At 32.1% G+C, this 13125-nt stretch carries 12 protein-coding genes; all 12 read left to right on the forward strand.

All coding sequences use genetic code 11. The features are described from left to right. Positions 1 to 92: 92 nt before the first annotated feature. The 12 genes from HM985_RS05570 (at position 93) to HM985_RS05625 (ending at position 13118) form a co-directional block, all read left to right on the forward strand. Entirely contained in the window at positions 93 to 1001 is a 909-nt protein-coding gene (locus HM985_RS05570; protein WP_218843372.1) for a bifunctional riboflavin kinase/FAD synthetase, read from the forward strand. Continuing rightward, positions 994 to 2307, forward strand: coding sequence for an HTTM domain-containing protein (locus HM985_RS05575; RefSeq protein ID WP_179375300.1), 1314 nt, complete (start codon positions 994 to 996; stop codon positions 2305 to 2307). Before HM985_RS05570 ends, HM985_RS05575 begins: the two co-directional genes overlap by 8 nt. Positions 2308 to 2467: 160 nt before the next feature. Next, positions 2468 to 3739, forward strand: coding sequence for a serine--tRNA ligase (gene serS / locus HM985_RS05580; RefSeq protein WP_179375301.1), 1272 nt, complete (start codon positions 2468 to 2470; stop codon positions 3737 to 3739). A gap of 400 nt (positions 3740 to 4139) precedes the next feature. Then, a complete protein-coding gene (locus HM985_RS05585; RefSeq protein ID WP_179375302.1) occupies positions 4140 to 5924 on the forward strand; it encodes a tetratricopeptide repeat protein in 1785 nt (594 codons plus the stop codon). Between the two features lie 176 nt (positions 5925 to 6100). After that, on the forward strand, positions 6101 to 6421 hold the full coding sequence (locus tag HM985_RS05590; RefSeq protein WP_179375303.1) for a DUF4286 family protein: 321 nt from the start codon (positions 6101 to 6103) through the stop codon (positions 6419 to 6421). A gap of 109 nt (positions 6422 to 6530) precedes the next feature. Further along, positions 6531 to 7319 carry a 16S rRNA (adenine(1518)-N(6)/adenine(1519)-N(6))-dimethyltransferase RsmA gene (gene rsmA / locus HM985_RS05595; RefSeq protein WP_179375304.1) on the forward strand — a complete coding sequence of 263 codons (789 nt, stop codon included), beginning with the start codon at positions 6531 to 6533 and terminating at the stop codon, positions 7317 to 7319. A gap of 63 nt (positions 7320 to 7382) precedes the next feature. Beyond that, positions 7383 to 8759 carry a magnesium transporter gene (gene mgtE, locus HM985_RS05600; protein ID WP_179375305.1) on the forward strand — a complete coding sequence of 459 codons (1377 nt, stop codon included), beginning with the start codon at positions 7383 to 7385 and terminating at the stop codon, positions 8757 to 8759. A gap of 160 nt (positions 8760 to 8919) precedes the next feature. Next, positions 8920 to 9861, forward strand: coding sequence for a 2-hydroxyacid dehydrogenase (locus HM985_RS05605; RefSeq protein WP_179375306.1), 942 nt, complete (start codon positions 8920 to 8922; stop codon positions 9859 to 9861). A gap of 110 nt (positions 9862 to 9971) precedes the next feature. Further along, a complete protein-coding gene (locus HM985_RS05610; protein WP_179375307.1) occupies positions 9972 to 11681 on the forward strand; it encodes a phytoene desaturase family protein in 1710 nt (569 codons plus the stop codon). A 10-nt stretch (positions 11682 to 11691) separates the two neighbouring features. Further along, complete coding sequence (locus tag HM985_RS05615; RefSeq protein WP_179375308.1) at positions 11692 to 12147, forward strand: DUF1801 domain-containing protein; 456 nt, start codon at positions 11692 to 11694, stop codon at positions 12145 to 12147. 48 nt (positions 12148 to 12195) lie between these two features. Next, complete coding sequence (locus HM985_RS05620; RefSeq protein ID WP_179375309.1) at positions 12196 to 12582, forward strand: VOC family protein; 387 nt, start codon at positions 12196 to 12198, stop codon at positions 12580 to 12582. Positions 12583 to 12638: 56 nt separating this feature from the next. Beyond that, positions 12639 to 13118, forward strand: a complete 480-nt coding sequence (locus HM985_RS05625; RefSeq protein ID WP_179375310.1) for a DUF4870 domain-containing protein — start codon at positions 12639 to 12641, stop codon at positions 13116 to 13118. The last annotated feature ends 7 nt before the right edge of the window (positions 13119 to 13125 follow it).

The raw sequence follows: 13125 nt of genomic DNA on the forward strand, positions 1-13125 counted from the left end.
GTGTTTGAGTAAAAAATTATAATTCTCCGAATTTATGTTTTTTTACAGATATACATTTAAATTTAACATCAATAACTCATAAAACGCAAAACTTGACGAATAATTCGCCAAAAGTCACAACAATAGGCACCTTTGATGGTGTACACATCGGGCATCAAAAAATAATTAAGCGCGTAGTAAAACTTGCAGAAAAACAAGGCTATGTTCCTGTAGTGCTAACACTTTTTCCACACCCCAGAATGGTGCTTCAAAAAGATGATTCCATTAGACTTTTAAACACTATTGAAGAACGTGTTGCTTTATTAAAAGCATTAGGAATAAAAGAGGTTATTGTAAAAGAGTTTACAAAAGAATTTGCAAATTTATCTGCTGAAGATTACGTGCAAAGAATTTTAGTAGATGAATTAAATACCAAGCAAATTGTTATTGGTTATGACCATCATTTTGGAAAAAACCGCAGTGCTAACATTAATAATTTAAAGGTATTTGCTAATCAATTAGATTTTAAAGTAGAAGAAATCACAGCACAAGATATTGAAGATGTTACTATAAGCTCTACCAAAATTAGAACTGCATTAAACAAAGGAGAGGTCGATTTGGCTAACTCTTATTTAGGTTATAATTTCTTTATTACTGGAATTGTTGTTAAAGGGAAAGAACTTGGCAGAACTATAGACTTTCCAACTGCAAATATTGCTGTAACCGCTACTTACAAATTAATCCCTAGTGATGGTGTCTATATTGTAAAGTCAGTTATTGATTCTCAAATTATTTACGGAATGATGAATATTGGCAGTAATCCTACTGTAGATGGTAAATCACACTCTATTGAAGTCCATTTTTTCAATTTTAATAAGGATATTTATGATGCTGAATTAAGAATTGAATTTTTAAAACGCTTACGTAGTGAACAAAAATTCGAAAATCTAGAAGCTCTAAAAAATCAACTTAAAAATGATATGATTAGTGCTTCTGCATATATAAATAGTTTAAATGAATAAATTTCTTTTTAAACATATAGATAATTCTGGGCTTATTGTTTTTAGAATTATCTTTGGCCTTCTCTGTTTTTTAGAGGCTGCAGGCGCCATTTTTACAGGTTGGATAAAGCGCACTTTAATAGAACCAAAATTCACTTTTTCCTTTATTGGCTTTGAATGGTTACAACCACTTCCTGGAAATTGGATGTATGCTTATTACGCTATTATGGGACTTTTTGGGCTATTTATAATGTTAGGTTATAAATACCGAATGAGCATGCTGATGTTTGCTTTGATGTGGACATCGACTTACCTCATGCAAAAATCGTCTTATAACAATCATTATTATTTGTTGATGTTATTAAGTTATTTGATGGTGTTTTTACCTGCAAATAGATATGCTTCTTTAGATGTAAAACTTAAGCCTTCTTTAAAAAGTATTTCAATGCCCAATTGGTGTAAATGGGTATTTATTCTTCAATTATTTATTCTCTATTCTTATGCTTCTGCAGCTAAATTTTATCCTGATTGGCTGGATGGTACTGTTATGGAAATATTAATGAGAAGTAAGTCTAATTATTTTTTAGTGGGCGATATCTTGCAACAAAAAACAGTGCACTATTTCTTAGCTTATGGTGGTATCTTATTTGATGGCTTAATTATTCCTTTGCTGCTCTTTAAACCAACTCGGAAATATGCTTTTTTCGGTTCTATTTTCTTTCACCTATTTAACTCTATAATTTTTCAGATTGGCATTTTCCCTTACATGTCACTGGCTTTTAGCCTCTTCTTTTTTGAGCCTAAGTTTATAAAAAACACATTCTTAAAAGGAAAAGATTATTATGAAGTTAATGAAATTATCATTCCAAAATACCGTACTGTATTAATAGCATTTTTCTCAATTTACTTTGTTATTCAGGTTGCACTACCATTAAGGCATCATTTTATTGAAGACAATGTTTTATGGACAGAAGAAGGTCACCGCCTCTCTTGGAGAATGATGTTACGTAGTAAAAGCGGCAGAACGACTTACTCAGTAATTAATGCAAATACAAATAAAGCCATTCCTATAAGTATGGATCATTATTTGACTAAAAAGCAGCAACGTGGCGCAAGTACTAAACCAGATATTATGTGGCAGTTTTCACAACACCTCAAAAACGATTTTGCTAAAAAAGGAATTCCGGTAAAAGTCTATATAAATGCACGTATTAGAGTCAATGGAAAACCTTCACGACAACTAATAGATCCAAAAGTAGATATAGCTGCCGAAGAATGGCACCCTTTTAAGCATCATTCTTGGATATTACCATCAAAAGAAGATTAGTTCTATTTCGTTATTTATTTCTGTTAAGAATAAAGCCAATAGATCAATTTTAATCAGCTTTCAAAATAGACTAATTTATATTTTTTCTTGCCCATTTTCTTTTTACTTTTGTAGCTTGTTGTATACTGAATACAATTGGTTTAATACCTAAAATAAAGATATGTTACAAGTTGCTTTTATACAAGAGAATAAAGAAGACATCATTGCACGTTTAGCAAAACGAAATATTGATGCTACAGAAATGATTAATGAAACGATTGCTTTAGATGAAGATCGTAAAGCGATACAGACTAAATTAGACAATACAAAAGCAGAATCTAACACATTATCTAAAGAAATAGGAAACCTCTTTAAATCTGGAGAAGTACAAAAAGCCAATATTCTAAAAGAAAAAACAACACAATTAAAAGAAGCGACTAAGGAATTAGAACAACATCTTGGAGATAAAGTCTATGCACTTTCTCAGTTATTGTACAGAATTCCTAATGTACCAAACCCTATTGTACCAGCTGGTAATACAGATGAAGACAATGAAGAAACTTTTAGAGAAGGAGATATTCCTAAATTACACGAAGGAGCTTTACCACATTGGGAATTAGCAAAAAAATACAACATTATAGATTTTGAATTAGGTAATAAAATTACCGGAGCCGGTTTCCCTGTTTATATTGGTAAAGGAGCAAGATTACAACGTGCCTTAATCGCTTATTTTTTAGATAAAAATACAGAAGCAGGTTATACAGAATACCAAGTACCACATTTAGTGAATGAAGCTTCTGGTTTCGGAACCGGTCAATTGCCAGATAAAGAAGGGCAAATGTATCATGTTACAGCAGATAATTTATACTTAATTCCAACTGCTGAAGTTCCTGCAACTAACATTTTTAGAGATACACTTTTAAACGAGAGTGATTTACCTATTAGTATTACAGGTTATACACCATGCTTTAGACGTGAGGCTGGTAGCTATGGTGCTCACGTAAGAGGTCTTAATAGATTACACCAATTTGATAAAGTTGAAATACTACGTGTAGAGCATCCTGATAATTCTTATAAGGCATTAGATAGTATGGTGAATCACGTAAAAGGTATTTTACAAGACTTAAAATTACCATACCGTATTCTAAGATTATGTGGTGGAGATTTAGGTTTCACTTCTGCACTAACTTATGATTTTGAAGTATTCTCAACAGCGCAAGACCGTTGGTTAGAAATTTCTTCAATCTCTAATTTTGAAACTTTTCAAGCCAATCGTTTAAAATTACGATTCAAAAATAGTGATGGTAAAAACGAATTATGTCACACACTAAATGGAAGTTCTTTAGCTTTACCAAGAGTATTAGCCGGAATCTTAGAAAATTACCAAACAGAAGATGGTATTAAAATTCCTGAAGCATTGATTCCTTACACAGGTTTTGACACCATTTCGTAAAAAATGCAATATTCCCTTTGCAAATGTTAAATTAAAGTGCATTTAATCGAATTTTGGTGTGTTTACTCGCTTTAGTCATGTAATTTTCTGTATTTAGTAATTCAAGATTTAATATCCCCTAAATATGAAAAATCTAAAACGCATTGTATTACTCGTTTCATTAATTGTACTAGTAAGCAAAATTTTGTTTTAAATATTTTGATTAAAAAATATAAAGAAACCAAGACAGAATAATTGAATCGTATTTAATAAATATTGATTAATAACACCTTTATTTTTCTTGTTATAAATGCCCGAACCTATGTTTGGGCTTTTTTTATAATTAATTTCACAACATCTACTAAAAGCATTCGCTATATTTGAGCTGAATCTATTGATTTCAAATTCATAAAACACAAAAATGCTACAACGGCTTTTCTTTTTAATTTTAATATTCGGATGGCATTCTGGGTTCGCGCAAAACAGCGTAGAACAAGGAGAAAGCTATTATAAAAACGGAGCGTTTAACAAAGCATTAATTATTTTTGAAAACCTAACCAAAGAAGCCCCTAACAGTTATAATTACAACTTAAGACTTATAGATATATACCAACAATTAGAACGGTATGAGGATGCAGAAAATGTTATACAAAAATTAATTTCTTATCATCCAAACCCTATAATGACCATTATTTTAGGGTATAATTTTCAATTGCAAGGACGTATAGAAAAGGCAAATAAAAACTATGACGCAGCTATTGCCTTTGTAGATGAAAAGCCGAACTACATTTATAGTATAGCTCGAAAATTTGAAGATTATTCTTTACTAGATAAAGCTATCGAAGTTTATAAAAAAGGAAAACTATTAACACCAGATAAAGATTTCACCATTCAACTTGCCAAAATTTATGCAGATCAAGGCAATGTAGAGCTTATGTTTTCTAATTATATAGATTATATTGAATACAATCCTGGGCATATTAACAGCATAAAACGGGCTATAAGTGACTTTATTTCAGAAAATAGAGATAACGAAAATAATGTGTATTTAAGACGGCAACTTCTAAAAAAAATACAACAAGAACCTAACATTTATTGGTCCGAAATGTTGAGTTGGTTATACGTACAAGAAAAAGCTTATAACAAATCTTTTATTCAAGAAAAAGCGCTTTACAAACGTAGTCAAGAAAGTTTCTATCGCATTATTGAATTAGCATCTATAGCTCACAACGACAATGACGATGAGACTGCAAAAACAATATACAATTTTATACTAGAATCCACTCAAAATGTAGGAGCTCTGTTAAGCGCACATCAATCGCTCTTAGAAATCGAAACCAATAATGCAGATGACAAAATGTTGCCTCAAATCGATGAAACTTATAATTCGTTATTTGAGAAATACGGAAAATCTGAAGCGACACTTCCACTACAACTTGCTTATGGAAAATTTTTAGCCTTTAACGCAAAAGATGCAGATGCAGCCTCAAAATTTCTAAAAACCAGTCTAAAATTAAATATTTCAAAGTTTGAAGAAGCTGAAGTCAAATTATTACTGGCTGATATTTTGGTACTTCAAGAAAAATTTAATGAAGCTTTAATTTTTTATTCTCAAATTCAAGCCGAACTAAAAAATAGTCCTATAGCACAAGAAGCAAGATTTAAAGTTGCAAAAACCAGTTATTATAAAGGTGATTTTGACTGGGCAGAATCGCAACTAAAAATATTAAAATCTTCAACATCACAACTCATAGCTAATGATGCACTAGATTTAAAACTCTTAATATCTGATAACAAATACGAAGACAGCACACAGACGGATTTAAAACAATATGCCAAAGCAGATTTATTTGCATATCAGAATAAAACAGATGAAGCGATTACACTTTTAGATAAAATTTTAAAAGAACACAAAGGAGAAAGTATTACTGATGAAACCCTCTTTCAGCAAGCCAAACTTTTTGAAAAACAGAAACAATTTAGCAAAGCAGAAGCCAATTATTTAGAAATCATAAAAGATTACAAAGAAGATATTTTAATTGATGACGCTCACTATTATCTCGCCCAACTTTATAATACACAATTAGCAAACTCCGAAAAAGCCAAAGAACACTACGAGCGTATAATTTTTGATTTTCAAGACAGTATTTATTTCATTGAAGCCAGACGAAGATTTAGAATGTTACGTGGAGATAGTATTAATTAATTAATTATCTTTTCTTCAATTTATAGTTATACCGCTTATTGTGCCAAAATCCTTTACCCACACACAATTACAACTTCTTTTTTCAACTTTATATTTTCTATGTTTTTAGTTAAAGAAATAATCCTCTTTAAAATTCATATTTTTGCAAAAAAAATTCAATTAACAATTTCAACAAAATGATTATATATAATGTTACCCTCAATATCGATAAAAGTATTTCTAAAGAATGGCTAGAGTGGATTAAAGAACACATTCCGCAAGTCTTAGCTACTGGTAAATTTAAAGAGGCTAAACTTACTAAAGTTTTGGTTGAAGATGAACAATCAGACACCTACTCGGTGCAATACAGAGCACACTCTAGAGAAGCCTTAGAAGCATATTACTCTGAACATGCCGATAGTTTAAGACAACTAGGATTAGAACGTTTTGGAGATAAAGTATTAGCATTTAGAACAGAGTTAGAGGTTGTAGACGAATACACCACTAATTTTAATTAAAACATATTATTTCTAAGTTTTAAGAAATAGAAAATAACGTTAGCCTGCAAGTCTCTGCATAGCAACACCTATCTTTGTGTAAATAGTAATTAAAAACAGTCTTGTATTCGTGGAAAATCAACACCAAGTAAAAGCAAAAAAACATTTAGGGCAACATTTCCTTACCGACGAAACTATAGCACAAGACATAGCAGATAGTTTATCTCTTGAAGGGTATAATGATGTTTTAGAAATTGGCCCAGGTATGGGAGTGCTTACTAAATATCTTCTTAAAAAAGAGACCACAACACATGTTATTGAGATAGACACAGAGTCTGTTACCTATTTAAAAAATAATTACCTTCATTTAGCCGATAGAGTTATTGAAAAGGATTTCTTAAAATACGATTTAAACCTTGTGTTTAACGATAGACCTTTTGCTATCATTGGTAATTTCCCTTACAATATATCTTCTCAAATCTTATTTAAAACTTTAGAAATGAGAGATCAAATCCCCGAATTTTCTGGGATGTTTCAAAAAGAAGTTGCACTTAGAATTTGCTCTAAAGAAGGCTCTAAAGTTTACGGTATTTTATCAGTTTTAACACAAGCTTTTTATGATGCTGAATATCTATTTACGGTACCTCCAACTGTTTTTAATCCACCACCAAGAGTAGATTCTGGTGTTTTACGTCTTAAGCGAAAAGAAAACTTTACGTTGCCATGCGATGAAAAGTTGTTTTTTAGAGTTGTAAAAACTGGTTTTCAACAACGTAGAAAAACATTACGTAACAGTTTAAAAACATTCAATCTATCAGATAATTTAAAAGCAAATACTATATTTGGCCAGCGACCAGAACAATTAAGCGTTTCGCAATTTATTGAGTTAACCTCACTAATTGAAAACGACGACAACTAATACCCTCTACAATTACATAGAACACCATAAAATTTCAATAACATACAGAATATCTATAATCAAGTGGAAGAAAATATTCAAGATAACATACAATTTCAGCTGACTGATGAGCTTATTGAAAAGGTAGAAATCCTTGTCGCAAAACAAAACGACAAAGAACTTAAAGCCCTTCTTAGTGAGTATCACCATGCCGATATTGCCGAAATTCTTGATGAATTAAATCTTGATGAAGCTGTATATGTCATAAAACTTCTCGATTCTGAAACCACTTCAGAAATCCTGATGGAACTCGATGAGGACATCAGAGAAAAGGTTCTTAAAAACCTTTCCAACAAGGAGATTGCAGAAGAAATTGAAGAGTTAGACACGGATGATGCTGCAGATATCATTGCAGAACTACCCGAAAATAGACAAGCCGAAGTTATTTCGCAAATTATAGATTCCGAGCATAGAGAAGAAATCCAAGAACTTCTTGCCTATGATGAAGACACTGCAGGTGGACTCATGGCAAAAGAGCTCGTTAAAGTATACGAAACTTGGACTGTTGCAGGTTGCTTACGCCGTATAAGAGGTCAGGCTAAAGATGTTACAAGAGTACATTCTGTTTATGTTGTAGACAGACAAGGCAAACTTATTGGAAGGTTATCACTAAAAGATTTAATAGTCTCTAAAAGCGACCAGAAAATTGCAGATATCGTTAAAGACAATGTGGCTTGGGTCCATGTCCATGATAACGTGGAAGACGTTGCAAAAGTGATGGCTAAATACGATTTAGAAGCCGTACCTGTGATTAATGATCATAATATGCTTGTTGGCCGCATTACAGTAGATGACATTATAGATGTTATTAGAGAAGAAGCCGACAAAGATTACCAATTAGCAGCAGGTATCTCGCAAGATGTAGAAGCCGATGATAGTATTCTAAAACTTACAAAAGCACGCTTACCATGGTTATTTATTGGCATGTTTGGTGGTCTTGGTGCTGCCAGTATAATAGAACAGTTTAATGATAACATGGGTAACTTTGTTGTGCTATTAAGTTTTGTCCCCCTCATCCAAGCAACTGCCGGAAACGTAGGCGTACAATCCTCTGCTATTGTAGTTCAGGGTATCGCCAATGGTACTATTGATGGTAAAATTTTAAAACGATTATTTAAAGAATTTTTACTCGGTGTCGTTAATGGTATTGCGATCTCGTTAGTTGCTATTTTAATTACTCACTTTGTTTTCGGAACTCCATATATTGTATCCATAACCATCAGTATTGCTTTAATTGCCGTGATCATCATGGCCGCTCTTATCGGTACTTTTATTCCTATTTTCTTAGACAAACGTGGTATTGATCCAGCCGTTGCTACAGGTCCTTTTATAACCACCAGTAACGATGTTTTCGGAATTTTAATTTATTTCCTTATTGCTAAATTAATTTTAGGTATTTAATATTTGGGCGTTACCACAAGGGTCAGGCTTTCACTACTCGCTTTTTGCAAAAAAAAGCAAAAGAGCTCAAACATGCCGTTCAATCCTTAACGCAAATCTTCGTAACTTTATAACCTAAATTACAATTCAAAAAAAATCCTCTAAAATTTCAGGTTTTGTTATGAAAATACTACACATAGACGCTAATCACCCTTTACTTTTAGAACAACTCAATGCCTTAGACTTCACCAACCACGAAGATTTCACTTCAACTAAATTAGAAATCCAAGCTAAAATAGCAAATTACAATGGTGTTATAATAAGAAGTAGATTTAGCATTGACAAACCCTTTTTAGATGCTGCCAAAAATTTAAAATTCATAGGTCGTGTTGGAGCAGGATTAGAAAATATAGATTGCGACTACGCTCAAAAAAAAGGTGTTCATCTTATATCTGCACCAGAAGGTAACAGAAATGCCGTTGCCGAGCACGCTTTAGGTATGTTATTATCTCTATTTAATAAACTTAATAAAGCAGATAAAGAAGTTAGACAAGGCAAATGGCTACGCGAAGAAAACCGTGGATTAGAATTAGACGGTAAAACAGTTGGACTTATAGGTTACGGAAACATGGGAAATGCTTTCGCTAAAAAACTACGTGGTTTTGATGTTGAAGTTTTATGTTACGATATAAAACCTAGCGTAGGTAATGCCAATGCTACACAAGTTAACTTAGAGGTATTAAAAGCAAAAGCAGATGTACTAAGCTTGCACATACCACAAACAGATTTAACCCTTAACATGGTGAATTCGGACTTTATAAACGGATTTAAAAAACCATTTTGGCTCATTAATACTGCTAGAGGTAAAAGTGTTGTTACCCAAGATTTAATAGAAGCTTTAGAATCTGGTAAAATTCTTGGAGCAGGATTAGATGTTTTAGAATACGAAAAATCATCTTTCGAAAATTTATTTTCATCAGATGCTATGCCTACGGCTTTTCAATACCTCATCAATTCTGAAAAAGTGCTATTATCACCACATGTTGCTGGTTGGACGGTTGAAAGTAACATAAAACTATCGCAGACCATTGTAGATAAGATTAAAGTATTTACTAAAAAATAATACGCTTTGTTTGGTTAAAATAAAGTCACTGTAACATAGAAAATCACATCCTTATACACTAAAATTAGAGTAGTCCTATTTTTAATAAAAATAAAAAGTAACTTGTAAGCATGTCAACTACTCAAAACAAAGCTACAAAAACCACTTACGACACCATTATTATTGGCTCAGGAGTTGGTGGTTTGTCCGCAGCAATATGTCTTGCTAGAGCAGGTCAAAAAGTATTAGTATTAGAACAACATGATGTTCCTGGCGGTTGGTGTCACAGCTTTTATCTTAACGGTTATAGGTTTACACCAGGCGTGCATTATGTGGGTTTAATAGGCAAAGGCCAATCTACTAGCGAACTCTACGAAGGTTTAGGAATTGCAAATGATATTGCTTTCTACAAAATGAACCCTAAAGGTTATGAACATTGTCACATTGGAAAAGAACGTTTTGACTACCCTTCAAATTTTGAAGACTTAAAAACGGCCTTAATAAAACGTTTTCCGCATGAAAAAAAAGGAATTATTAAGTATCTAACCTTAGTTAAAAATGTTGGTAGGCAGTTACAACTTATTCCAAAAATAAAGGGTCTATGGCAACAAATCACTATTCCTTTTCGCACCAAACATATGGGTAAATATGCACCATTTAGTTTAAAACGCGTTATTAATTGGCACATAAAAGATCCATTATTACAAAGTATTTTAAATGTGCAATTCGGAGATCATGGCCTCCCCCCCTCTAAAGCAAGTTTTGTTATGCATGCTGCCATTATGGATCATTATTCTGCTGGTGGTTATTATCCAATGGGCGGCGGCGGCTCTTTAGTTAAAGCCATGACAAATAAAATAAAAAAGCATCATGGAATAGTACAAACTAGCACTTCTGTAAAACAAATTTTACTAGAAGGAAGTAATAGCAAAAAAGCAGTTGGTGTAGAACTAGAGTCTGGAGAGCAACTTTTTGCAAAACGAATTATCTCTAATGCAGATCCTGGCATCACCTATTCTAAACTTATAGGAGAAAGCCATTTAAGCAAAAAATTACTTAAAAAATTAAATAAAACTAAATATTCATGCACGTCCATCATGTTATTTCTAACCGTAGACATGGATGTAAAAAAAGCAGGTTTAGACTCTGGAAACATTTGGTTATTGTCTCAAAAAGATTTAGATGAGGTATATAATGACTCACAAAAAATAAACCTTTTAGAAGATGAAGAATTTCCTGGAATGTTTATTAGTTGTACCACATTAAAGGACCCTGTTAGTTTTGATGGAAAACATCATACAATAGAAGCAATTACATATATAAATTACGACGCTTTTAACGCTTTTGAGGACGAAAAAGAGAAGCGTTCACCTGCCTATTTGCAATTTAAAGAAGCTATAATTCAGAAATTTTTAAAAAGTTTAGAAAAGATTATTCCTGGTATTACTTTAAGTATTGTACATCAAGAGTTAGGCACACCAATAACTAATGAATACTATATTAATGCCACAAAAGGGAATGTTTACGGTACTGAAAAAAGTTTAAAACATATTGGTCCTTTTGCTTACAAAATGAAAACAGAAATAGAAAACCTATATATGTGTGGTTCTAGCACACTATCTCATGGTGTTGCTGGAGCAGGATATTCTGGAGTGCAAACTGCAGCTGTTATTTTAGGGTGCAAACAAGACGATTTAATACAACCAGATACTTCACAAAATTTACGTGTATTTGACGCTGAAGACGATACCAACTATCCAGATTGGATGTTAAAAAAAATTGCTCTTAAAAAATCTAAATTGGTTTCTAAAGATGTTTTTGTTAATTTAAAGAACTCATAAAGATAGCTCTATGCAATATAAAACTACCACTCCAGAAGATTATATTCTACAAGCTACTGCAGACCGTCAGCACATATTACATAAATTAAGAAATGTTATTAGACTTAACTTACCAAAAGGTTTTGAAGAAGGCATTCAATATGGCATGATTGGTTATTATGTTCCTCACTCTATATATCCAAAGGGATACCATTGTAATCCTAAGATATCATTACCTTTTATGAGTTTTGCATCTCAAAAAAATTCAATAAATCTTTACCATAGTGGCATATATGCATCACCCGAATTACACAGTTGGTTTATTAATGCATACCCTAACTACAGTAAATGTAAATTAGACATGGGAAAAAGCTGTATCCGGTTTAAAAAAATTGATAAAATCCCTTTTAAATTAATTGCTGAACTATGTAAAAAGATAACAACAGAAGAGTGGATTTCTATTTATGAAGCTTCAATAAAAAAATAAAATTCTAACGAATTCTAGCTTTTGTGAGAACTAAAAAATAAATTTTTTATGAAAAAACGAGTAACAGGCATTGGTGGATTATTCTTTAAAACTAAAGACCCAAAAGCATCTAAAGATTGGTACAATAAACATCTTGGTTTTAATACCGACGACTATGGGTCTACGTTTTGGTGGAAGGATAATGAAGGAAAAGAATGCTCAACCCAATGGAGTCCTTTTCCTAAAGATACCGAATACTTTGAGCCTTCTAAAAAAGAATTCATGTTTAATTACCGTGTAGAAGACCTAGAAGCACTTTTAAAAGTATTAAACGATGAGGGTGTAACAATTATAGGTGATATGGAGACTTATGATTATGGAAAGTTTGCTTGGATTCTTGATAATGAAGGCAACAAAATTGAATTATGGGAACCTATTGATGCTGCTTTTAAATAATTCTATTACATTTCAATACTTTTAAAAAATCATATTAACCAATAAAACGAATTAAAATGTCAAACAACAATAATGATTTAGGTAATGATCTTAACGACATGTTAGATGATGCTAAAAACAACGCAAGAAAAACAGGTGATACTATAAGCCAAAAAGTTAATGAATTTTCAGATGATGCTAAAGATTTTGGTCGAGATGCTAAAAAAGCAGCTGACGACTTTAATAATGATACCAAAGAGGTTTTTAGTGATGGTAAAAACGTAGCCATTATTGCTCATATTACTTTTATCGGATGGATCATTGCTATTGTAATGAATAGTAGTAATAAAACTGAATTTGGTTCTTTTTATATTAGACAAATGCTAGGATTATGCATAATTGGCGCTGTTTTAGGATGGATCCCTATATTAGGTTTTATTGTTCTTCTTGTATTAATCGTTGCATGGATTATGAGCTTAATCTCTGCTTTAGGAGGAGAGATGAAACCAACATTTTTATTAGGAAAGCAATTTCAAGAATGGTTTAAAGGTATTTAAATGGTAA

It is taken from the genome of Winogradskyella wichelsiae, from assembly GCF_013403925.1.
GTDB lineage: Bacteria > Bacteroidota > Bacteroidia > Flavobacteriales > Flavobacteriaceae > Winogradskyella > Winogradskyella wichelsiae.